The 22549-nt window shown below is 71.8% G+C and carries 21 protein-coding genes; 10 read left to right on the top strand and 11 right to left on the bottom strand.

The window, feature by feature from the left end:
- Positions 1-662 precede the first annotated feature (662 nt).
- The 7 genes from L6E12_RS20340 (at position 663) to L6E12_RS20310 (ending at position 9428) form a co-directional block, all read left to right on the top strand.
- The gene (locus L6E12_RS20340; RefSeq protein ID WP_236229510.1) at positions 663-1532 is read left to right on the top strand and encodes a VWA domain-containing protein; all 870 of its coding nucleotides are present in this window, start codon (positions 663-665) and stop codon (positions 1530-1532) included.
- The gene (locus tag L6E12_RS20335) at positions 1529-2248 is read left to right on the top strand and encodes a protein phosphatase 2C domain-containing protein (protein WP_236229509.1); all 720 of its coding nucleotides are present in this window, start codon (positions 1529-1531) and stop codon (positions 2246-2248) included. The genes L6E12_RS20340 and L6E12_RS20335 overlap by 4 nt, the downstream gene beginning before the upstream one ends.
- Positions 2245-3846 carry a hypothetical protein gene (locus L6E12_RS20330; RefSeq protein WP_236229526.1) on the top strand — a complete coding sequence of 534 codons (1602 nt, stop codon included), beginning with the start codon at positions 2245-2247 and terminating at the stop codon, positions 3844-3846. The genes L6E12_RS20335 and L6E12_RS20330 overlap by 4 nt, the downstream gene beginning before the upstream one ends.
- Positions 3843-6884 carry an AAA domain-containing protein gene (locus L6E12_RS20325; protein WP_236229524.1) on the top strand — a complete coding sequence of 1014 codons (3042 nt, stop codon included), beginning with the start codon at positions 3843-3845 and terminating at the stop codon, positions 6882-6884. Before L6E12_RS20330 ends, L6E12_RS20325 begins: the two co-directional genes overlap by 4 nt.
- 103 nt (positions 6885-6987) lie before the next feature.
- Positions 6988-7674 (top strand): CdaR family transcriptional regulator, encoded by a 687-nt coding sequence (locus L6E12_RS35475; protein WP_236229508.1) that lies wholly within the window; start codon positions 6988-6990, stop codon positions 7672-7674.
- Positions 7675-7956: 282 nt separating this feature from the next.
- On the top strand, positions 7957-8553 hold the full coding sequence (locus L6E12_RS20315; protein ID WP_236229507.1) for an adenylyltransferase/cytidyltransferase family protein: 597 nt from the start codon (positions 7957-7959) through the stop codon (positions 8551-8553).
- On the top strand, positions 8553-9428 hold the full coding sequence (locus tag L6E12_RS20310; protein ID WP_236229506.1) for a deaminase: 876 nt from the start codon (positions 8553-8555) through the stop codon (positions 9426-9428). The genes L6E12_RS20315 and L6E12_RS20310 overlap by 1 nt, the downstream gene beginning before the upstream one ends.
- Here L6E12_RS20310 and L6E12_RS20305 read toward each other — a convergent pair.
- The 5 genes from L6E12_RS20305 to L6E12_RS20285 form a co-directional block, all read right to left on the bottom strand.
- Positions 9403-9849 (bottom strand): HIT family protein, encoded by a 447-nt coding sequence (locus tag L6E12_RS20305; RefSeq protein ID WP_236229505.1) that lies wholly within the window; start codon positions 9847-9849, stop codon positions 9403-9405. The two genes, L6E12_RS20310 and L6E12_RS20305, sit on opposite strands and share 26 nt — an antisense overlap.
- A gap of 2 nt (positions 9850-9851) precedes the next feature.
- Positions 9852-10358 (bottom strand): dihydrofolate reductase, encoded by a 507-nt coding sequence (locus tag L6E12_RS20300; RefSeq protein ID WP_236229504.1) that lies wholly within the window; start codon positions 10356-10358, stop codon positions 9852-9854.
- The gene (thyA, locus tag L6E12_RS20295; protein WP_236229503.1) at positions 10355-11248 is read right to left on the bottom strand and encodes a thymidylate synthase; all 894 of its coding nucleotides are present in this window, start codon (positions 11246-11248) and stop codon (positions 10355-10357) included. Before thyA ends, L6E12_RS20300 begins: the two co-directional genes overlap by 4 nt.
- 253 nt (positions 11249-11501) lie before the next feature.
- Positions 11502-13736, bottom strand: coding sequence for a cation-translocating P-type ATPase (locus tag L6E12_RS20290; protein ID WP_236229502.1), 2235 nt, complete (start codon positions 13734-13736; stop codon positions 11502-11504).
- A gap of 20 nt (positions 13737-13756) precedes the next feature.
- Positions 13757-15595, bottom strand: coding sequence for a cytochrome c oxidase assembly protein (locus tag L6E12_RS20285; RefSeq protein WP_236229501.1), 1839 nt, complete (start codon positions 15593-15595; stop codon positions 13757-13759).
- 151 nt (positions 15596-15746) lie between these two features.
- On the opposite strand from L6E12_RS20285, the gene L6E12_RS20280 reads away from it, so the two are divergent.
- Positions 15747-16475, top strand: coding sequence for a thioredoxin domain-containing protein (locus L6E12_RS20280; protein WP_236229500.1), 729 nt, complete (start codon positions 15747-15749; stop codon positions 16473-16475).
- The gene (locus tag L6E12_RS20275; RefSeq protein ID WP_236229499.1) at positions 16472-17020 is read left to right on the top strand and encodes a vitamin K epoxide reductase family protein; all 549 of its coding nucleotides are present in this window, start codon (positions 16472-16474) and stop codon (positions 17018-17020) included. Before L6E12_RS20280 ends, L6E12_RS20275 begins: the two co-directional genes overlap by 4 nt.
- Here the strand turns inward: L6E12_RS20275 and dapA are convergent.
- Positions 16996-17922, bottom strand: a complete 927-nt coding sequence (gene dapA, locus L6E12_RS20270; protein ID WP_236229498.1) for a 4-hydroxy-tetrahydrodipicolinate synthase — start codon at positions 17920-17922, stop codon at positions 16996-16998. The genes L6E12_RS20275 and dapA overlap by 25 nt on opposite strands.
- Positions 17923-17994: 72 nt before the next feature.
- Here dapA and L6E12_RS20265 point away from each other — a divergent pair, with 72 nt between their 5' ends.
- Positions 17995-18912, top strand: a complete 918-nt coding sequence (locus L6E12_RS20265; protein ID WP_236229497.1) for a LysR family transcriptional regulator — start codon at positions 17995-17997, stop codon at positions 18910-18912.
- 479 nt (positions 18913-19391) lie between these two features.
- On the opposite strand, the gene L6E12_RS20260 is transcribed toward L6E12_RS20265, so the two are convergent.
- The 5 genes from L6E12_RS20260 to L6E12_RS20240 are packed head-to-tail and all read right to left on the bottom strand — an operon-like array spanning position 19392 to position 22539.
- Positions 19392-20822, bottom strand: a complete 1431-nt coding sequence (locus L6E12_RS20260) for a WXG100 family type VII secretion target (RefSeq protein ID WP_236229496.1) — start codon at positions 20820-20822, stop codon at positions 19392-19394.
- Positions 20822-21139 carry a type VII secretion target gene (locus tag L6E12_RS34825; RefSeq protein WP_255683307.1) on the bottom strand — a complete coding sequence of 106 codons (318 nt, stop codon included), beginning with the start codon at positions 21137-21139 and terminating at the stop codon, positions 20822-20824. Before L6E12_RS34825 ends, L6E12_RS20260 begins: the two co-directional genes overlap by 1 nt.
- The gene (locus tag L6E12_RS20250; protein ID WP_110080470.1) at positions 21136-21537 is read right to left on the bottom strand and encodes a YbaB/EbfC family nucleoid-associated protein; all 402 of its coding nucleotides are present in this window, start codon (positions 21535-21537) and stop codon (positions 21136-21138) included. The genes L6E12_RS34825 and L6E12_RS20250 overlap by 4 nt, the downstream gene beginning before the upstream one ends.
- Entirely contained in the window at positions 21527-22270 is a 744-nt protein-coding gene (locus tag L6E12_RS20245) for an ESX secretion-associated protein EspG (protein WP_236229495.1), read from the bottom strand. The genes L6E12_RS20250 and L6E12_RS20245 overlap by 11 nt, the downstream gene beginning before the upstream one ends.
- Complete coding sequence (locus L6E12_RS20240; RefSeq protein ID WP_374201917.1) at positions 22267-22539, bottom strand: hypothetical protein; 273 nt, start codon at positions 22537-22539, stop codon at positions 22267-22269. The genes L6E12_RS20245 and L6E12_RS20240 overlap by 4 nt, the downstream gene beginning before the upstream one ends.
- Between the last annotated feature and the right edge of the window lie 10 nt (positions 22540-22549).

Here is a 22549-nt window from a genome sequence, read left to right as displayed (position 1 = left end):
AAGAGGCCCGGAAAAGCTCCTGTTGAACCTGTTGAACCGCCGGTGGAAAACCTCATCGGCTTCTCGAAAGAGGCAGGAGGGTGATCGCACACCGCGTGTGCGCGGTCGACGAAACCGCTGGTTCTCCCGAACCCGATGTCCACCTGCTTGGTGGAGACTCGACGGACACCTGGCACGCAGCGTGTCCCGGTGCCGCGCTCATCCCGCTCCGAGGTGTTCGCGCGGCCAGTCCTCACTCTCACCCCATCTTCCGATGGCGTGGCGTCCCGCTTTCCGCTCCACCCCGGCGGCGCACGAGCCATCCCCTCCGTGCCGACTACCCGGCGCATGAGCCCGATCGTCCACCACCGCGCGGCGATCGAGTTGTTCGCGCAACTCCGTTGCAAGCGTCGCGCACGTCCGGTGGACAACGGCCGAACCTGCGGCGATCAGGACCGACCGTCATCGCGCAGCCGATAGGAATAATCCGAATTTCTGACCCATAGCGCTCCCGCTTGCGACCAGGACCCGTCTTGAGCTGGGATTATGTCGCCCTTGACATACCGGTGATCGTTCCAACCGCCGGGCATCAACGTTCCGTTCGCCTGCTGGATCGACGCCGGATGGCAACGGCCTGCGCGCTCTGGTTACGATCCTGGTCGAGTGCACTTGGGGAGGGGCTCTTGTACACAGCCGAGATCAACCGACGGCGTCCGGCCTGTCTGCTTCTGCTCGTCGACCAGTCCTTCTCCATGTCGGAACAGTGGGGAACCGGGCCGTCGAAGGCGGATGCACTGGCGTTGAGCGTGAACCGGCTGCTCGGAAACGCCGTCATCCAATGCAGCAAGGGTGACAACCGAGTGCTCGACTACTTCGAGATCGGCGTCATCGGGTACGGGGGCGAGGTGCAGTTCGCACTGCACGGCACGGACGCCGGTCGGCCACTGCTGCCCATCAGCCAGGTCGCCGACAACCCTCGGCGCATTGACGAGGTGATGCGAAAAGAGGCCGACGGGGCGGGCGGGATCATCCAGGTTCCCATGGCCGTCCCGGTGTGGGTCGATGCCACCGCGAACGGGCCGACACCGATGGTCGGGGCGCTGGGGCTCGCCGAGCAGGTGCTGTCGGGCTGGTGTTCCCAGCACGCGAACAGCTTCCCGCCGATCGTCATCAACCTGACCGACGGCGTGAGCACCGATGGCGATCCGCGTCCCGTGGCCGAGAGGGTGCGGTCCGTCCGGACGGACGACGGGCCCGCGCTGATGTTCAACGTGCACCTCTCGAGTTCCTCGTTCGGTGAGGTGTTGCTGCCGAATTCAGCCGGTGCGCTGCCGGACGACTACGCCTCGTTGCTGTTCGAGATGTCCAGCGAACTCCCCGTCCAGATGGCGGAGGCAGCGGCCGGTCTGGGGTACGCGGTGCAACCGGGTGCACGCGGTTTCCTCTACAACGCCCAAGCGACGTCGGTGATCGAGTTCCTCGACATCGGTACCCGGCCCATCACACCGAGCGGGCGCCGAGAGCTGCTGCCGGGGCCCGCGCAGACCACGTGATCCCGGCGTCCGGGGACCGGGTGCTGCGCCTCGCAGTGCGGACAGCCGCCAAACGCGACAACCGGCCCGAGGAGAACGAGGACAGCGCGGGCGGACGTGCGGACTCGGGCCGGTTCGCGGTGTCCGACGGCGCTTCGACCACCGCCCGCGCCGATGTGTGGAGCGAGCTGCTGACCGACGCCTTCATCAACGGTGACGACCCGCTCGCACCCGACGTGCTCGGCGCGTTGCGGCAGCAGTGGTGGGAACGCGTGGCCACCCCAGGCTTGGCGTGGCATGCCAGGGAGAAGCTGCACAGGGGCTCGGCTGCCACGTTCCTGGGTGTGCGGGTTGACGCCGACGGCTACCTGGTGACCGCTGTGGGCGACTCGTGCCTGCTCCACATCTCCGACGGGCGCCTGGTGCTCGCCGCCCCCCTGGACGACTGGACGGAGTTCTCGCGCTTCGCCGAGCTGGTGCACACCACGCCCGACACCCCGGTCCCCCCTGAGCACGTGCGCTCGGCGAGCGGTCCGCTGAGTGACGGCGACATCCTGCTGCTCGCCACGGATGCAGTGGCGAAGTACCTGTTGCGACACCACGCCGAGACCGGTGGGCTGCCGCCGCTCATCGAGCACGTCGACGACGACGACCGGTTCGCCGACTTCATCGAACGGGCTCGGGAACAGCAGGAACTGGACGACGACGACTCGACCGTCTGCGTGGTGTGGGCATGAAGCTGCCCCAGCTCATCGACTACCAGCAGGCCATCCAGGCAAGGTCGTTCGCCGACCCGGCACTGCGGTACGGGACACCAGAACTCACTCCGCTGAGGCAGCCCTTGGTCGCCAGCGGCGGGTTCGCACTGACCTTCACGGTCAACTCGGGCGGGCAGCGGTTCGCCGTCCGGTGCTTCCACAAGCAGGGAGCGCGGCTGCGCGAGCGGTACGCCGCTGTCGCCGAGTTCGTCCAGGCGCACCGGGTCGACATGGGCTTCCTGACCGACGTCGCGTTCGTGGCGGAAGGCATCCGCGTCAACAGCGGTGTGTTCCCCATCGTCAGGATGCCCTGGGTCGAGGGCAAGCGGCTGGACAGCTGGGTGGAGGACCACCTCCACGAGCCGCGCCGCCTCGACCAGGTCCGGAGCCAGGTCACCGCGGCGGCTGCGAGGCTGCGCGCCGCCGGTGCCGCGCACGGCGACCTGCAGCACGGCAACATCCTCGTCGATGGCACGGACCGGATCCGGCTGGTGGACTACGACGGGATGTACGTCCCCGCCCTGGCGGACTTCGGGGCATCCGAGTTCGGGCACCGCAACTACCAGCACCCCGACCGTGCGAACAGCTACGGCAGTCACCTGGACGCGTTCAGCGCGTGTGTCATCGACCTGTCGCTGGAGGCGCTGAAGTACGACCCGGCGTTGTGGCACGACTTCAACACCGGCGAGAACCTCATCCTCGAAGCGGAGGACTTCGCCGCACCCGCGCGCTCGGAGGTCTTCGCCAGGCTGGCCCGGATCGGTGCGGTCGCCGAGCGGGCCCGGGTGCTCATCGCCGCCTGCCAAGCGGATTTTGCCGCAGTGCCCGCAATCCTGGCCGGAGAACGGGTCAGCGGAACCGGCCGCCAGTCGACCTCGACAGCCAAGCGCCCGGCGGGGCCGCGCGCCGTCGACGCCCACAACCGCTCAGCGCTCATGGCCCGGGTCGGCGACCACGTCACGATCGTGGGGCAGGTGACCGATACGCGTGCGGTCGACGGCAGGCAAACCAGGACCGCGTTCATCAACTTCGGCAACTGGCGGAATGGAGCCTTCAGGATCGTGGCGTGGGGCGGCATCACCCGCGAACTGGAGGCGACGTTCAACCAGGAGGTCACAGCGCTGCGCGGCTCGTGGGTGGCGCTCAGCGGGATGGTCACCCAGTACTGGGCCCAGGGTGCCACTCGGCCCAGTCCCCAGATCGAGTTGAAGCGCGTCCAAACCCTGCGCATCCTCACCGAGGCTGCCGCCAACGCCATGTTGGCCCCGCCGCCCGCCACCCCACCACCTCCCGCCCCACCACCTCCTGCTGCGCCACTGCCCGACTCACCGCCTCTGCCGACCACCGCGCCCCGTGGGAGCCTCCCGCGGGCAACAAGGGCGCACACCGATGCGGACGACCTCGCGCGAAGCCTCGACAGGCTCTACTCATCACGAAGAGCAACCCGAACACCGGCCACACCGCCTACGCCGGTTCACCAACCGCTGCCTGTTCATCCGCCACCGCCCACCCACCACAGACCGCCAGTGCCGCGGTTGAGCTGGTGGCAGCGCGTACGAGCCCGGTGGCGCCGATGACGACACGGCTGCCCCACCCCATCGGTGACCTGGTCACCGCGCTCAACCTCGAGATCGCAGCCGTACTGGCCAACGACGGCAAGGACAACGGGAAGATCCCGCTGCGCGACGGGCAGGTCGTGAGCGCCCACGGCACGGGAATCGATTACGTCTTCTCCGCCACGAACTGGCGCGAACAGTCGAACAACAGGTTCTTGGCCCGCCCCTCGTCGTCTCGCGGCGCCTGGGTGCAGGTCACCGCGACGGCCATGCCCGGCGGCAAGGTCAGGGTGACGGCTGAGTCCGACCTGGGCAGGAACCTGACCAACGTGCAGCTCCGCGCCGACGACACGGCGTCGTTGGAGCTGCTTGTCGAGCGCATAGCGGCATCCGGTGAGGATGCCGGGTTCAACTCCACGACCGCGTCGTGGGTCCTCGGTGAGGGCTCCCCCCGGATCGGCCGCTGCCCGGAACCCGGGCGGCTGGTGCACGGCTACGACAACCTCCCGTTGAACAACAGGCAGCGGCTGGCGATCGAGCACGCCTTGGCCAGCGACATCACGTTCATCTGGGGACCGCCGGGCACCGGCAAGACCGACGTGATCAGCAGGATCATCGAAGGCTGCTACCGGCAGGGCCTGCGCGTGCTGTTCGTCGCACCGACACACGTGGCGGTGGACCAGGCACTGGAGCGCGTGTGCGAACTCCTCGTCCACGAGGAGCAGTTCCGATCCGGCCTCGTCCAACGCAGCGGCGAGATCGAGGTCCCCACACTGGCGCAGCGCTACGGGGACGCGGTCAGCCCTGACGCCATCGCCGACCGGCTGACGGCTGAACTCGCGCAGCGGATCCAATCCCTCCAGCATCACCTCGGCGAAGTCCGCGAGGGCATCGCACTGCACCGGGAGATCGCGCACGCCACAGCCGAGCGCAGCGAGCTGCTCGACAGCGCCCGCGCGTTGGAGGACGCGATCGGCAGGCACCACAAACAGGCCCGCAGCGCACGAGACGCCGCGGACAAGGCTCAACTGGACCTGGACCAGATCGGTGACGACCCCGGGCTGTTCGGCCGGAAGCAGAAGAAGATCGATTCGCTGCGGGCGCGGGTGGCCGATCGGGCGGCTGAGGCCCAGCGCGCCCACGACCTCGTCCAAGCTGATGAGGCCCGCCTGCGAGAGTGCCGGAGGCGACTGGACACGATCGCCGGTCGACTGACCACCGAAACCTACCATCGGTTGCAGACGATGCCGACGTTGCCGCGCCTCGACGCACAGGAACGAGAGCTCACAGGCGCTCTGGCCGATGCGGAGAAGGAACGGCGCAGCATCGTCACGGCGGTGCGCGAGCGCTGCCGCGTGATGGGCGCGACTGTCGCCAAGGCAGTGCAGTCGAACGCGCTGATGAGCTCCACCGACGTCGTGGTCATCGACGAGGCGGGCATGGTGGCACTGCCATCGGCCTGGTACGCGGCGGGACTGGGTGCGAAACGGGTCGTGATCGCGGGTGACTTCCGCCAACTGCCCCCGGTGACGCTGGGTGCGACCAACACCAAGGCCAGCGAGGCCGACCGAGCACATTCGCGGCGGTGGATGGACCGGGACCCGTTCCACGCAGCCGCGCTCGTCGACGAGGCGGGCTCGGCGCGACCGGACGCCAGGATGATCTGCCTGGACGCCCAGTACCGGATGCGCCCGGACATCTGCGCCGCGGTCAACACCGTCGCCTACCCCGACAGCCCGCTGAGGACCCTGCGGGACAACAGCAGCCGGGTGCCCCCATCACCCCTGCTCCCCGCACCCGTTGTCCTCGTCGACACGTCGTCACGACGGGTTCCGCACCCCCGGGGCCGCAGGGACGCGCACATGACGAACCCCGTGCACGAGGCGGTGATCCACGAATTGATCCGCGGCCTCCAGTACGACGGGGTGCTGCCCGGACGCAAGGCCGAGGCTGTGGAGAAGCGGGCCACGGACAGGCTGGCGGTGATCACCCCGTATCGACTCCAGGCGCGCGCCCTGGACACCAGTCTCCGGTACCGCTTCGGGGAGCGGTTCGACGGTCTGGTCGACACCGTGCACCGTTTCCAGGGCAGCCAACGGCCTGTGGTGGTCATCGACACCGTGGCGGGCGCAGGCGACAAGCTCGGCTTCTTCTACGGTGGCACCGGCCTCTCGTCCACCACCTGCCGCCTGCTGAACGTCGCGCTGAGCCGGGCCCAAGACCATCTCGTCGTGGTCGCGGACGTGGACTTCCTCAAGCGCAACCTACCGCCCGGCAGCGAAGCCGCCCGCCTCGTCGAGCACTTGGAGCGCCACGCCCACCGGCTCTCGATCGACGACTTGGTCCCGGTCCGAACGGCGGCGGACCTCGCGGGTCTGACCGAGGAGGAACTCGCCCGCCCCTCGTTCTTCCCGGCCGACGAGGTCCACCGGGCGGTGGAGTGGGACATCGACCACGCGGGGCGCAGCCTCGAGATCTACTGCCCTTTCCTCGACCCCCGGCCCGTGCGGCGCTGGCTGCGAATCCTCGCACCGCGGCTGGCAGCAGGTGTCAGGGTCGTCGTGCACACCCGCCCACCGGACGGCGATTCCGCGGAGGGGAAGCTCGTCGACGAACTGCGCGGCGCGGGGTGCGAGGTGTCACTGCGCGAGCGGATGCACGAGAAGGTCATGATCGTCGACGACACCGTGCTCTGGCACGGTTCGCTCAACCTGCTCGCGAACACCGGCCCGACCGACTTGATGATGCGGATCACCGACGCGGCCGCGTGCGAGCGGGTGCGCAAGATCATGACGACCGCGCGCCGGGAACGACCGTTGGCAGATCCCGCCTACCGTCGCGGCCCCGGCGGGAGCGCCACGACGGGCTCGAAGATCCGCCCCGGCGAAGTCGATGACGGGCGGCTGTACCTCGATGTGCCGTTCGCGGACAACGCGGTGGTCAAGCGGGAATTCAACGCGCGGTTCGACCGGGCTGCCAAGCTGTGGCACGTCGACGCCGCCGTCGAACGTTCGCGAATACACAAGTGGCTGCCCACATCCACGGATCAGGGCTCATGAAACCAGTGAACCTCGCGAATTCCGACGCTCAAGCCGATTGCCTTCAGCAAATCGACGTCAAGCGCCTCCGGGCAGCGTCGAGTCCTACCTGGACGAGCTGCGGGTGGCCAACGCGACCGTCCGGTCGCACGTGGACGACCTGGAGCGCAGCGCGGACGTGCACGAGCGGCTGACCAAGCTGGTCCTGCAGGGCAAGGGGGTCGACGAGGTCGCCACCGCCACCGCCACCGCGGTCCCCGGGCACGTGCTGGTCCTCGACGAGCACGGCACCGCCGTCGCCACCTCCGGCGGTGCGGACCGCGCGGGGGAACCGGAGCTGGCCGGGATCGGGGCCGAGGCCAGGACCTCCGGGCACACCCTGCTCCGCGGACGCCTGTGCGCGTTCCCGATAATCACCGAGTCGGAGCCGCTGGGCACCGTCGTGCACCTGGGCCCGGCCCCGATCAGCGACACCGACCGGCGCATCCTCGAACGCGCCGCCCTGGTCGCTGCCCTGGTCCTGGTCACCCGGCGGCGCATGGGCGAGGCCGAGGCCCGCGTCCGCGGCGAGCTGCTGCGGGACCTGCTCACCCAGCAGACCACCGACCACGACCTGCTGCGCACCCTGGAGGTCTCCTGCGCCACGAACCAGAACACCCGCGGCACCGCCCAGGAACTGCACCTGCACCCCAACACCGTCTCCCAGCGCTCGGCCCGCATCAGCCGCCTGCTTGGCGAGACCTGGCGCCAGGCCGACCACCTCCTGGAGATCCAGGTGGCCCTGCGCCTGCACCGGGTGAGCACCACCTGAGGATTGCCCGCGGAGTGGTCGACCCGGTCGTTTCGGGGTGTCGCGGGTGTGGATCGTGATCGGCGTTTCGCGACCACCTGCCGATCGGGGCACTCCCGGCCGCGGCGTAGCATCGGCGAAGTCCGTGCTCCGGCCGAGTGACGCACGGCATAGTGCCAGACGGGCGACGAGGCGATTGGCGGGAGGCGCTGTGCAGGTGGAATTCGAGCACCGGGCTGCCGTTCGCCCGCTTGTCGCGGCGCTTTCCCGGAATCGACATCTCACCCGCACGGAAGAAGACTGATGGCTCCGAACAGCGGATTGTTTGCGGACGCGTCCAACTTCGACGTCCGCTACGTGTCGGATTACGCGACCATCAGCCAGATCGCGGAAGCGCTGCGCGTGCTGGGCATGAAGGTCGTCCTCACCAGCGGCACCTTCGACATCCTGCACGAGGGCCATTCGATGTACCTGGAGGCCGCCAGGCGGTTCGGTGACTTCCTCATCGTCGGCGTGGACAGTGACGAGAAGGTGCGCAAGCGCAAGGGACCGTGGCGGCCCGCGGTGCCGGAGGCGGAGCGGCTGAGGATGCTCACCCACCAGCGCGGGGTGGGGCTGGTGACGCTCAAGCACGTCGACGAGCCCCGGTGGTCGCTCATCTCCGCCGTGCGACCCGACGTCCTGGTGGCCACCGCGGAGACGTACTCGGCCGAGGAGATCGCCGAGCTGGAGGAGAAGTACTGCGGGCACGTCGAGGTGCTCGACCGGATGGCCACGGTGAGCACCTCGGCGCGGCTGCGGCTGCTCCAGCTCGGCCTCGCCGAACGCATGTCCCAGCACCTGGCCGAACGGCTGCCCGACCTGATCCACGACGTGATCGACGAGTTCCGGAAGAGTTGATGAAGCAGCTCCTGCTGTACCTGCCGGTCCTGCACGCCGGGTACGAGGCGTTCTTCTCCCGGCACGCGGACGCCGACGAGATCCTGCTCCTGGGCACCAGCTTCGCCGAGGACCACCCGTCGATGAAGAAGGAGATCAGGGCGCTGGCCCCGGAGGTCGCGGCGGGGTACCTGCGGGGTTCGGCCGACCGGCCCGCGGTGTCCGTCGTCGAACGGGACGGGGTGGCCGACGCGGTGGTCGCCGACCTGCTGGTGGTCCCGGACGAGGAGATCACCCGCGACCTGGTCGCCCGGCACGGGCTGGACGCGGGGCGCAAGCTCGTCTACGAGCGCACGTTCCTGCGGTGGGACCGGAGCTGGAGCCTGGCCCAGCGCCCCCCGGACTACGACGGGGTGGTCACCTCGGACGCCGAGGACCTCGCCCTGATGGCCCGGGCGGCGGGGGCCGCGGCGCTGAGCTCCGACTGGTGGCGGCAGGTCGGCGCGGTCGCCGTGCGCGACGGGGAGGTCATCGGCGTCGAGCACAACCAGCACCGCCCCAGCGAGTACACGCCCTACGTCGACGGCGACCCGCGCAACGACTTCAGCCGCGGTGTGCGCATCGATCTGTCCACGGCGATCCACGCCGAGGCGCTGCTCGTCGCCCGGGCGGCCAGGACGGGCGAGCAACTCGCGGGCACCGACCTCTACGTGTCGACCTTCCCGTGCCCGGGGTGCGCCAGGATGATCGCGGAGGTCGGGTTCCGCCGCTGCTACTTCGCGGGCCCGTACTCGATGCTCGACGGCGACTCGATCCTGCGCGCCGCGGGCGTGGAGCTGGTCTGGGTGGACACCGCCGCGGCCGGTCGGCTCAGTCCTCCCGGGGACGCGAGCTGAACTTCATCCGGACCGGGGTGTGGTCCGGGTCGTCGACGTCCCCGGTGAGGACGTGCACGTGGAGGTGCTTGATCGTCCCGCCGGTGAAGCGGGATTCGCCGTTGCGGACGCCGATGCCGTAGTGGGTGAGCCCGTGGCGGTCGCGCGTCCAGCGCAGGGTCGGCCAGAAGTCCGCCTGGGCCGCCCCGGACAGGTCGGCCATGTCCGTGACGTGTTCGTCCGGGACGAGCATCAGGTGCACGCGGGTGCCCTGGTACGGGTACCGGTTGGGCACGACGGACCAGTGGTCGGTGCGCAGGAGCGGTACCTGGTCCCGGGGGCGGTGTTCCGGGCAGAAGAGGCACACGCCCGCCTCTTCCAGCCTGATCATCTCCGCGCGCTGCTCCTCCAGGCGGGAGTTGCCCAGGTAGTACAGCTCCACGCCTACCTCCGGTCGTAGGTCAGGAACGAGCAGCGGGAATCCCCGCTCTCCTCACCACCGGTCAGCTCGAACGCCCCCAGCCACCCGGCGGGCATGGTGACGTCGCCGTCGTCCACGTGCTGGTGCACGCGCGTCAGGTGGACCCGGTCGACGTCGTCGAGCAGTTGGCCGTACACCTGGGCCCCACCGATGACGAAGACCTCGTCGCGCTGCGCGAACGCCTCCACGCCGCGGGCGAGTTCGAGGGCCGAGCGGCAATCGGGCTGGCTCGCGGCGCCCGCGCCCGCCGCGTAGCCGGGTTTGCCCGTGACCACGGCTGTGAAGCGGCCGGGCAGCGGCTTCCCGAGCCGGTCGAGGATGCTCTCGTGCGTGCGGCGGCCCGCCACCAGCGCGTGGCCCATCGTCAGCCGCTTGAACCGGGCGAGGTCCACCGGGAGGTGCCACGGCAGGGCGTTGCCCCGCCCGATCACGTCGTTCTCGTCCGCCGCCACGATCAGGGAGGTCCTCACGGCGACACCGGGATGCGCAGGCCGCCGTGCGGCTCGTAGTCGGCCAGGTCGAAGTGCTCGGCCCGGAAGTCGTGGATGTCGGTGACGGCGCGCCCCGCGTCGTTGAGCACCACGGTGGGCAGCCTCCGCGACTCGCGCCCGATGATCGTCTTCGCCTGGTCGAGCTGGTCCTCGTAGACGTGCGCGTCCGAGATGGTGTGGTAGTAGACACCCGCCGGGACGCCCGTCAGGTGTTCGAGCATGAGGGTCAGCGCGGCGTACTGGATCATGTTCGAGGGGACCCCGACCGGGACGTCGCCGGAGCGCTGGAACATGTGCAGGTGCAGGCGGCCGTTGAGCACGCGCACGTGCACCCAGCCGTGGCAGGGCGCGATCGTGGTGCGCGGGCGCTTGCCCGCGCCGCGGACCTGGTACTGCGGGATCCACGGGCTGACGAAGTGCGTCCTGACGTCCGGCAGCTCCCGGATCTGCTCCACCAGGTGGGCGAACTGGTCGAACGGCCCCGATTCCAGGGTGGGGAAGTCGTGGAAGGCACCGCCGTAGGAACCCGGACCGATGCTGCCGGGCGGGAGGCCCCGGGACGACGTCTTCGCCGGGGTCGCCCAATCCCCCCACCAGTCGCAGCCGAATTCCTCGAATTCGTCGAGGGTGGTCGCACCGTTGATGAAGGCGCAGAGTTCACCGATCGGCTTGCGCCAGAAAGAGCGCACGCTCCGCTCGGTGATCATCGGGAAACCATTGCCCAACTCGAAGCGCATCGCCTGCTGCATCAGGGTCAACGCCGGGGGGCCCTGTTTCGTGGGGACCTTTTCGCCCTCGTTCACGATCCTGGCCAGGATCGTCCGGTACTGCTCGTCTGGGTCACGTCGTTCGAACGGCGTGTACTCCATGTTTACCTCCATGTCAACGAGCAGCATCCTACCCCGCGCTCGGGCGCCCTATACGTATCGGCCGCCTTGGCCGCCCAGGTACCCGAATCCCGCTGTCAGGTCCCGGTAGTAACGGCGGTAATGCTCCGAAGGCGGGTAGGGGGAAAGGCGATGACACCGATGTCGGCGTCGGGCAGGCGACCGCGTTCCGCGACGCTCACCCGAATGCCACTCGCCCCTCGACCGGTTCGGTCGGGGTCACGCGCGGAGCTGATCAGACGCGCGCGCCGGGAGACCGGGACGGGCGGTGGTTGCGCAGGCGCAGGCTGTTGGAGACCACGAGCACCGACGACAGGGACATGGCGGCGCCCGCGATGAGGGGGTTCAGGAGGCCGAGGGCGGCCAGGGGGATGGCGGCGACGTTGTAGCCGAAGGCCCAGGCGAGGTTGCCGCGGATGGTGGTGAGGGTGCGGTTGGCCAGGGCGATGGCCTCGGGGACGGCGGTGAGGTCGTCGCGGACGAGGATGACGTCGGCGGCGTGGGTGGCGATGTCGCTGCCGCGGGCCATGGCCAGGCCGAGGTCGGCGGCGGCGAGGGCCGGGCCGTCGTTGATGCCGTCGCCGACCATGGCGACCCGGTGTCCGGCCGCGCGCAGTTCCTGCACGGCGGCGACCTTGTCGGTCGGGCGCACGCCTGCGAGGACCTCGGGGATGCCGACCTCGGCGGCGACGGCGCGGGCGACCACCTCGTTGTCGCCGGTGAGCAGGACGGTGCGGAGCCCGAGGCGGTGCAGGTCGGCCACGGCCGCGGCGGCGGTGGGCTTGACGGTGTCGCGGACCGCGATCCCGCCGGTGACGGCACCTCCCTCGGCGACCAGGACGGCGGTGGCGGGGCCGGTGGTGTCGAGCCACCGGTGGGCGGCGGGTGGGATGGCGATGCCGGATTCGGACATGAGCGCGGCGGTGCCGACCGTGATCCGCACACCGTCCACGACCCCGCGGGCCCCGGCGCCGACCAGCGCCTCGAACCCGGTCACGGCGGCGGGTGCGTCGCCAGCCGCGGCGGTGATCGCCGCGGCGATCGGGTGTTCCGAGGCCGCTTCCACCGCGCCCGCCCGGCGCAGGACGTCCGCCTCGGGTGCTCCGGTGAAGGACGCGGTGTCGACGACGGCCATGCGGCCGGTGGTCACGGTCCCCGTCTTGTCGAGGACCACGGTGTCGACCATGCGGGTCGCCTCCAGCGCGTCCGGGCCCTTGATCAGGATGCCCGACTGGGCGGCCCTGGCCACGCCGACCACCAGGGCCGTCGGCGTCGCCAGCCCCAGCGCGCACGGGCAGGCGATGATCAGCACCGACACCGCCGCGGTGAACGCCTCGCGCGCGCCGTGGCCGGTGGCCAGCCACCCGAGCAGGGTGGTCAGCGCCACGACCAGCACGACCGGGACGAACACCGCGCACACCCGGTCGACCAGGCGCTGCACCGACGCCTTGCGCTGGGCCGCTTCCTCGACCAGGGCGCTCATCTGGGCGAGCTGGGTGTGGGCGCCGACGCCGGTGGCGCGGACCACGAGCCGCCCGGTCGTGTTGACCGTCGCCCCCACCACCCGGTCCCCCGGGGTGACCTCGGCGGGGACGGACTCGCCGGTGACCGCGCTCGCGTCGACCGCCGAGCAGCCGTCGACGACCTCGCCGTCCACCGGGATGCCCTCGCCGGGCCGGACCACCACGACGTCGCCGACCCGCAGCTCGGCGGCGGGCACGACGTGTTCGACGCCGTCGCGGAGCACGCGGGCGTCCTTGACCGCCAGTCCGGCCAGGGCGGTGAGCAGGTCGACCGCGCTGCGCCGGGACCGGTTCTCGAAGTAGCGCCCGGCCAGCAGGAAGGTGGTGACCCCGGCCGCGACGTCCAGGTAGACCGCGTCGGCCCCCGCGGCGGTGGTGCCGAAGCCCAGCCAGTGGCCGGGGGCGGAGCTGCCCGCGACCGACGACCACGCGGCCCAGCCGAAGGAAGCCAGCACGCCCAGGGAGACCAGGGTGTCCATACTGGACGACCCGTGCCGCAGGTTGCGCAGCGCCGCGCGGTGGAAGGGCCAGGCGGAGTAGGCGACCACGGGCAGCGCCAGCAGCACGCACAGGGCTTCCCAGCCGGGGAAGCGCAGGCCCGGCACCAGGGCGAGGGTGATCGACAGGTTGCCCAGCGGGATCGCCAGGAGCGCGGCCACGAGCAGCCTGCGCCGCAGGTCGGTGATCGCGGTGGTGTGCGCGGCGCGGTCGTCCTCGGCCCTGGGGCGGACCCTGGCGTCGTAGCCCGCCTCGCGGATGGTGTCGATGACGTCGTCGTCGCCGAGGCCCGGCGGCAGGTGGACGACGGCGCGCTCGGTGGCGTAGTTGACCGAGGCGCGGACCCCGGCGAGCTTGTTGAGCTTGCGCTCGACGCGGGAGGCGCACGCGGCGCAGGTCATGCCGGACACGGCCAGTTCGACCGGTGCGCTGGTCGGTGCTGAGGTCATCGTCTGCTTCCCGGAGCTGGTCAGTGCCGTCGCCCGGCGAGGTCGGCGAGCATGGCGTTGTAGGCGTCGAGCCGGTCGTCGCGGCCCGCGTCGAGGTGGCGGTCGGTGCGGGTGGCCTCGCGCCGGTCGGCCGCGGCCCACTGGCGCAGCAGCGCGATGACGACCACCAGCATCGGGATCTCCCCCGCGGCCCAGGCGATGCCGCCGCCGAGGCGCTGGTCGGCGAGCAGGTCGGGCACCCACGGCAGGGACAGGTACCGGTAGTACGTCTCGGCGATCACCGTCCGGGAGTTCATCAGGATGACGCCGAAGAACGCGTGGAACGGCATGACCGCGAACAGCATCCCGAGCCTGGCCAGGTGCGGCAGCGGGCGCGGGGGCCGGTCGACGCCGATGACGAGCCAGAAGAACACGCAGCCGGACAGCAGGAAGTGCAGGTTCATCACCTGGTGCGCCCAGTGGTACGGCATGGCCGCGCCGAACAGGTCCGAGAAGTACAGCAGGTAGTAGGACGCGACGAACACCACCGAGGCGACGGCCGGGTGCGCGACCAGCCGCGCGGCCCTGGAGTGGGTCAGGGCGACCAGCCAGGCGCGCGGACCGGGTGGGAGGGTGCGCAGGGCCAGGGTGATCGGTCCACCCAGGACCAGGAGGACGGGGCCGAACATGTTCAGCGACATGTGGGCGACCATGTGCAGGCTGAACGTCCCCGGCGCGTACCTGCCGAGACCGGAGCAGGTCGCCAGGACGACCACCGCGCACCCGGCCAGCCACGCGGCGGTCCGGCCGGGAGCCCAGTGGTGCCCCCGGCGGCGCAGTACCCGCACCCCGGCGAGGTAGGCGCAGGCCAGCAGCACCGCGCCGAGACCGAGCAGCAGGTCCGGGCGCACGCCGGACAGCAGGCCCGCCGCGGTCGGGGGCGCGGTCAGCTCGTAGCCCAGGATCGTCTCGTGCACGGAGGCGGACCGGCCGGTGAACGCGGGCGGCACCAGGTGGCCGAGGCCGATCGAGGCGCCCAGGGCCACGCCGAGCGCGACCAGTTCCACGGCGAGGGGCCACCGGGAACCGAGCAGGCGGCGCCCGGCGACGACGAGGGCGCACACGGCGACCTTGAGCAGCAGCAGAATCGCGTAACCGGAGAACTGCCCACGGGAGAGGACGAGGCCGGGCACCGCTCCGCTGAGGACCAGCACCACCAGGCACACCGCGGTCAGCCGGTGGTAGCGGCGCACCACCTGCCCGCGGTCCGCGGAACCCCGGCGCCGCAGGTGCGAGCGCAGCGCGACGAGTGACCCGACCCACACCGAGGCGGCCGGGATGTGCCAGGCCATCGCGTCGGTCGCCAGGTCGTGCCAGGCGCCGACGGACACGTGCCCGACCACCACCGGCGGCAGCAGCCCCACCAGCGCGAGCCCGAACCACAGGACGGTCGTCGACCAGGTCAGCGTCGTCCTGACCCCCACCGCCACGACCGCGGCGACGGCGGCCACGCCCAGCCACGCCTTCGGCTCCTCGGTGGCGGCCACGAGCGCCGCCAGGTTGCGCCACACCACCCCCGGGGTCTGCCCGGTGGCGTCGGCGGCCGAGAGCGGCACCGCCCCGAGCGCGGCGAGCAGCCACACCGGGGCCGCCGCGGCGGCGATCCGCGTCGCCCCGAAGGCGTCGGCGGTCAGCACCGCCCCGCGGCGCGCGGGCACGACGAACGCCGCGAAGGCCAGTGCCCCCACCACGACCACACCGGCCGCGTCGGCGACGAACCGCAGCACCCCGAACAGCAGCGCCGCGGGCAAGCCCGGGTCGCTGTCGCCCAGCAGCGCGTACACGTCACCGGCCGCGAGCACCACCGCCGCACTCAGCACCGCACCAGCGCAGGCCGAAGCGACGACGGCCTTGTCCACCCTCACACCCACATGAGTCGCCCGGAAAGGGTGAATGGTTCCCGGAACTACTCCGGATCTCATCCGACTCACTCGGTGAGACCCCCACCCCTATCGAAGGTGACCCACTCCCATGCCGAGCAAGACCCGCAATCCGGTGACCGCGCGCCGCGGCGTGTCCCTGAACGTGATCCTGACCGCCATCGTCGTCGTGGTCGCCGTCGCGGTGATCGGGATCGTGCTGCTCGCGAACCGCTCCGACGGCAGCGGCGGCGGTTCGAACGAGACCCTGCGCCCCGCGGGGAGCCACACACTGTCCCAGGTGGCCGGTGACAAGGTGACCGTGGTGGAGTTCCTGGACTTCCAGTGCCCCGCGTGCGCCTCGTTCTACGAGAACATCACCAAGAAGCTGGAGCAGGACTACGCGGGGCGGTTCACCTTCGTCCCCCGGAACTTCCCGCTCCAGAGCCACCCGCTCGCCGTCCCCGCCGCCCGCGCCGCCGAGGCCGCGGGCAAGCAGGGCAAGTACGCGCAGATGTACCACGCCCTCTACGACGGGTACGCGTCCTGGGCGCTGACCGAGGACGGCAAGTCCACCAGCGACGACCTCCCCCGGGCCACCGCGAGGTTCGAGGAGTTCGCCACCGCGGCCGGGCTCGACCTGGACCGGTTCCGCGCGGACGCGGCCTCCCCGGAGGTGCAGGCGATCATCGACCAGGGCGTCGCCGACGGCACGAAGCTCGGTGTGGACAGCACGCCCACGTTCTTCATCAACGGCGAGAAGTTCGACCCGCAGGGCAGCACCGCAGGCGAGGTCGACCGGGAGCTGCGCGCGGCGATCGATGCAAGGCTCGCCGGATGAGCCGCGCGCTGGCCTGGCTGTACGCGATCGGCGGCGGCCTCGGCCTCGCCGCGGCCATCGCGCTGACGCTGGAGAAGATCGCCAAGCTCGGCGACCCCACCTACGTGCCGATCTGCTCGCTGAACCCGATCATCTCCTGCGGTTCGGTGATGGACAGCGCCCAGGCCGGGGCGTTCGGCTTCCCCAACCCGCTCATCGGCATCGCCGCCTTCGCCGTCGTCGTCACCACCGGGGTGGCGGGGCTCGCGGGGTTCGACCCGCCGCGCTGGTACCGGATCGGGCTCGCGGTGGGCACCACGTTCGGCGTGGTGTTCGTGCACTGGCTCATCGCCGCGAGCCTGTACGACATCCACGCGCTGTGCCCGTACTGCATGGTCGTGTGGGTCGTGATGATCCCGCTGTTCTGGTACACCGCCCTCGACACCTGGCCCGCGCTGGCACCGCTGCGCAAGGTCCACAGCGCGGTGCTGGCGCTGTGGTACGTGGTGATCGTGATCCTCGTGCTGATCGCCTTCTGGGACTACTGGACCAGCCTGTTCCGGTGATCCACCGACGCCGTCGCCAGGGCGTCCGCCAGGCGCAGGCGGTGTTCGGCCGGTGGTTCGAGCAGCGGGAGGCGCACCGCCGCGTGCGGGATGATCCCCAGGTCGGCCAGCGCTGCCTTGGCCGTGGCGGCTCCCGGGGAGGCCCGCATGACGGCGTCGGTCAGCGGGAGCAGGGAGACCTGGATCGCCCGGGCCGTGTCCAGGTCGCCGCCGCGGACGGCTCGGATCAGCTCGGCGTTGCGGTCGGCGGCGATGTTGCCCACGACGCTGACCACGCCGGTGGCGCCGCACGCCAGGTGGGGCAGGTTGAGTTCGTCGATGCCGCAGTAGTAGGCCAGGGAGGTGCCCGCCATGACGGACACCGCTTCGGACAGGTCGCCCTTGGCGTCCTTGACCGCTCGGATGCGGGGGTGGCGGGCGAGTTCGACCAGCGTGGCGGCGTCCATGGCGGTGCCCGTGCGCGCGGGCACGTCGTAGAGCATCACGGGCAGCTCGGTGGCGTCGGCCACCGCCAGGCAGTGCGCCACCACCCCGGCCTGGGTCGGCCTGGAGTAGTAGGGGCAGACGAGCAGCAGGGCGTCGGCTCCGGCGGCCTCGGCCTGGCGGGCCCGGTGGGTGCTGGTGGCGGTGTTGTTGGTGCCGACGCCCGCGATCACCCTGGCCCGACCCCCCGCCCTGGCCGCCACGGCGCGGATCAGGTCGGTTGTCTCGGCGTCGGTCAGGGTGGGCGCCTCGCCGATGGTCCCGCCGACGACGATGCCGTCGCACCCCGTGCCCAGCAGGTGGTCGACGAGGTCGGCGAGCCCGGGTTCGCTGATCGCGCCGTCGGGTCGCATGGGGGTCACCATGGCGACCAGGTTGGTGCCGAAGAGCAGTTCGGCCGGGTGCTGCGCAGTGGTCATGGGGCGATCGTGCCCGCACCGACACCCACGCTCCAGCGATGCTTCCTCACCGGTATTGCGTAGTGTGGCTTCATGATCGAGGTCGGGGCGTTGCGGGCGTTGCGATCGGTGGCCACCCTCGGGACGCTGGCGCGGGCGGCCGACGAACTGGGGTTCACCGCCTCGGCGGTGTCGCAGCAGATCAAGAGGCTGGAGCAGCAGGTCGGGGTGCCCGTGCTGGCCCCGGCCGGTCGCGGGGTCGTGCTCACCCCGGCCGGGCGGGCCATCGTCGAGGCGACACCGGAGGTGTTCCAGGCGCTGGAGCGCTGCGCCGAGGCGGGCCGGTCGGTCGCGGGGGGCGCGGCGCGCGGCAGCCTCCGGGTGGTCGCCTTCTCGACGGCCGTCCGCGGGCTGCTCGCGCCGATCGTCCCCCGGCTCTCGGCGCGCTGCCCGGACCTGCGCGTGCACGTCACCGAGCAGGACCCCGACCAGGCCCTGCGCGGTGTCGACGCCGGGACCGCCGACCTGGCCCTGGTGCACGACGCGGACGGCCTGCCCGCCCCGCTGCCCGCGTCCCTGACCCGGCGCCACGTCCACACCGACGTCGGCGACGTCGTGATGGGGCGGGAGCACCCGCTCGCGCGGCTCGACCGGCCGCTGACCAGCGCCGACCTGGCTGGCCACCCGTGGGTGACCAGCCCGCCCGGCACGGTGTGCCACCAGTGGTTCCGGCGGCTGTTCGCGGACGCGCCCGACGACCCCGACGTGCGCCACCTGGTCGACGACTTCTCCACCCAGCTGTCGCTGGTCTCCGCCGACCGGGTCATCGCCCTGGTCCCCCGCCTCGCCCGCCCGCCGCTGGGGGAAGGGCTCGTGTCCCGGCCGCTGCGGCGACCGCCGAAGCGCGAGGTGCACGCGACCTGGCGGCGCAGCGCGGGTGCCAGCCCGGCGATCCGAGCGGTGCTCGCCGAGCTGGCCCCCCGCGCGCACCCCGAAGGCGTTCCCCGCTGAACGTCCTCAGTGGACACCGGACCGAGCCGGGGGCTCCGGGGCATGGAGGCCCCCCGGGCCGGTGTGCCGTGTCCTGTTCGGAGACCGGGATTTTGTCGTGGATACCCGGGTGGTGCGATCTGCTCAGCCGTGCCGTTGTTTCACAAGCGCCGAGAGTTTGGGGGCGTGCCCGGGTGGGTGGATCTGCTTGGGTGGGGCCCCTACGCCGATCATGCGCCCAGTGTGACCGAGTGGGGCTGAAGAGATGCCCCACAGCCCGAGCAGGCTTGCACATGATCGGCATCCCCACCCAAGCAGATCCACCCACCCGGGCATTTCCGTAGCCGGGCCGGCGGTTGCCTGGGTGGCTGGCTTTCGCTGCGCCCGGTGCGGTTCGGCGTGGCGGGCCGCCAGGCAGGCGGCTGGTCGTGGCTGCGCCGGTGGGGTTCGGCCTGGTCTGCCGCCGGTTTGTCGGGTGGTCGGCAGGTTTGCGGACAGGGCTAGTCCGATCCGGTGATGACCTGGGGTGCGACCTTCAGGTCCTCCTCGTGCCCCTCGACCACGGTGTACTTGCGCTGGTGCTCCCTGTCGGACTCACCGGCTGGCCTGACCCCACCCACGGCACCCATCGGAGTGGCGCCCGGCGTGCCGCCACCGGCCCCGGGAGCCCGCACCGGCTGCTGCCTGCTCTCCTGGCGAGCGGCAGTGGTGTCGCGCCCGGCGCCGACGCGGGCACCGGGGACGGGGGCCGAACCGTTGGCGCCGAGGGGGATGCCGCCGCTGAGGGCGGTGGTGGGCACCCCGGACCCGCCGGTGGACATCCCTGCCCCGCCGGTGTGGGCGGTCAGGCCGGAGGTGGTCGGGATGCCGCTGTGGGACGGCGGGACCAGGCCCGACAGCCGGGTGGTGGAGTCCGGCGCGGCGCCCAGGCCGCTCGGCATGGCCACCCGGCTCGGCGCGGGCGCGTCGATCGGGGTGGACGAGCCGCCCGGTGCGGACGACCCGCTCGGCGCGGTCACACCCCCGAACGAGGGCGCACCGCCACCGGACGACGACGTCTTCTGGGCCGCGGACGCGTTGCTGCCCGCGGTGTTCCCGGACCCCGCCGCCTCCTCCACGGCGTCGGCGGCGCTCGCGGCTCCGCCTCCCCCCTGCTGACCGCCGCCGACCGCCGCCTGGTTCTCGGCGCTCACGCTCTGCTGGCCGATGCCCGACAGCGCCTGCTCGATCATCTGCACCACGGCCATGCCGCCCTGCACCAGCTTCATCAGGTTGTCCCCGCTGGCCACCAGCGCCGCCAGCTTCGCGGCGATGCGCAGCGCGTACTCCACCGCGATCCCCACGCACGGCGGGATGGCCTCGACGACGCTCTGGCCGAAGGTCTCCCCGGCCCTGGCGATGGCCTGGGTCAGGATTGGGACGATCTGCGCGACGGCCTCGGCGATCAGCTCGGTGACCTCGGCGATGGCCTGGGCCACGACCTGGCCCGCGCCGATGATCGCGCTGCCCACCCCGGTACTCGCCTGGCCGAGACCGGCGATGCCGTCGGCGTGCTGGTTCGCGGCCTGCCGGTACTCGTCGGCGGCCGCCCCGGTCCAGCCCGCGGTCTGGGTCGTGGCCGACTGCCGGTACTCCTCTGCCACGCCGCCGATGCTCTGCCCGGCGTCGCCGAAGTCCCGCGAGCCGGAGGAGACCGAGCTGCCGTTGCCGCCCTGGAGCTGGGTCAGGCCCTCGCCGAGGAACGACACGAGCGGCATGAACCAGCCCAGGCCCGCCGCGGCGAGGCCGCCCAGCGGGTTGAACGCCGTCTCCAGCAGGCCCAGGGGGGCGCCCGGCACGCCGAGGCCGGGGGCGACCCACCCCTTGGCGCGCACGGCGGCGTCGGTCGCCTGCAGCTCGGTGACCATCCGGGCGGTGTCGGTGTCGGGCATCAGGGGTACTCCCGGGTCAGCGCGGAGGAGTTGTCCTCGTCGGTGTACTGGTAGTCGGCCGCGGTGCGGGTGATCCCGGCGCCCACCTCGGCGGCCGAGGACGAGGCGCTGGTGATGGTGTTGGCGGTCTGGGTCATGGCGCCCTGCAGGCCGGTGGCGAGGAACTGGGCGAACAGGCCGAGGGCGAGGTCGGCCAGGCCGCTGGGCAGCCCGCCGCCGATGGCCGAGAGGCGGTCGGCGACGTCGTCGACGCTGCGGGCGTGCCCGTGCAGCCGGTCGGCGTGGACGTCGAACTGGGTCATCGGGCTCTCGGTCATCGGGTGATCTCCGGCGGGTTGGCGAAGTAGTCGTCGTCGTCGCGGTCGCCGGTCGGGCGCGCACCGGCGGGCAGGTGCTGCTTGATGACCTCCAGCGCGGGGCCCTCGCCGAAGCACTCCTCGGAGATCCGGGCGATCTGCGCACTGGCCGCGTGCCGCGCCTTGCGCGTGGTGTCGAGGATCAGCCGCGCCAGCTCGTCGGATTCGAGCGTGCGGGCCGAAGGGGTGAGGGTGAGGTCCTCCAGGACGCCGCCTGCGCCGACCCTCACCCGGACCTCACCGCGGGGCGAGGCCGCCGTGGCGCCGACCCGGCGCAGGCGCGCGTCGGCCTCCTCGGCGCGCGCGGCCACCTCGGTCAGGCGCTTGTCGTACTGCGCGAGCCACTCTTCAGGACCCATCGTCTTCCCTTCCGGCGATCGTGGCACAGGCGGTGAGCGCGAGGCCCAGGTCGCTGTGCCGCAACGAGTTGACGCTGCTCCACCCGTCCTCGGCGCGGTCGATCCGCACCCGGCCGCGTGGTCCGTCCAACCAGGACAGTTCGGTTCCGGCCCTGGCGGCGACGGGCAGCGGGACGCGGCGGTTCGCGCCGAGCTGGCCCGCGCCGGTCAGCTCGGGCAGCAGCAGGCCGAGTTCGTCGAGCGCGGCGGGGTCGGAGCCGTCCGGCGGGACCGTGATCGGCATGGTCACCGCGGCCTCCACCTCGGGCACGAGCCGCAGCAGCTCCTCGGCCAGGGTGTTCTGCGCGACCCGCCGGATGCGCACCCCGTTCGTCGCCGGGTCGCCGGTGAACCGCTGGGTGCAGATCAGCGCCCAGGACCGGTAGACCACGCCGAGGACGCCGACCGCCCCGTCCGGGCCCGCCAGCACCAGGTCGACCGTGCCCCGGTACCGGCGCAGCGCGGTGACCACCTCGGCCGCGATGCCGAGCGGACCGCGCTCCCCCGCCAGCCCGCGCGAGCGCAGGGTCACCCCGGCACCTGCCAGCAGCACGTCCCGCTCACCGGGGATCCGGCCGAACTCCGGCACCCGCAGCGGGAACGGGAACCGCGCACCGGCGTGCGTGGCGAGCAGGTCCAGTTCCACGAGCCCGAAGTCCACCCCGGGGGCCGCGACGCGGGTCGGGGCGCTCACCTGCCCGTCTCCCGGCCGGTGAACCGCCAGGCGATCTCCCGCTCGTCGTCCTGGTAGCGGCCCACGGTCTCGTTCAGGGCCCGGTGGTAGCCCGCCAGCTCGCCGTCGGCGGCGCTGACCTCGCCTGCCAGCCCGGTGGGCCCGGCCGCCTCGCGCAGCCGCGCCGCCAGGTGCAGCGCGGGCGGCGAGGTGCCCAGCAGCGGCCTGCGCTCGGCCAGCCGCCCGGCCGAGGCCACCAGGCCGCCGGTCTGGTCGCCGATGTCGACCAGTGACCTGACC

It is taken from the genome of Actinokineospora sp. PR83, assembly GCF_021056305.1.
Classification (GTDB): domain Bacteria; phylum Actinomycetota; class Actinomycetes; order Mycobacteriales; family Pseudonocardiaceae; genus Actinokineospora; species Actinokineospora spheciospongiae.
The sequence above is the reverse complement of the archived record's forward strand: the minus strand, read 5'-3'. Positions and strand labels throughout refer to the sequence as shown.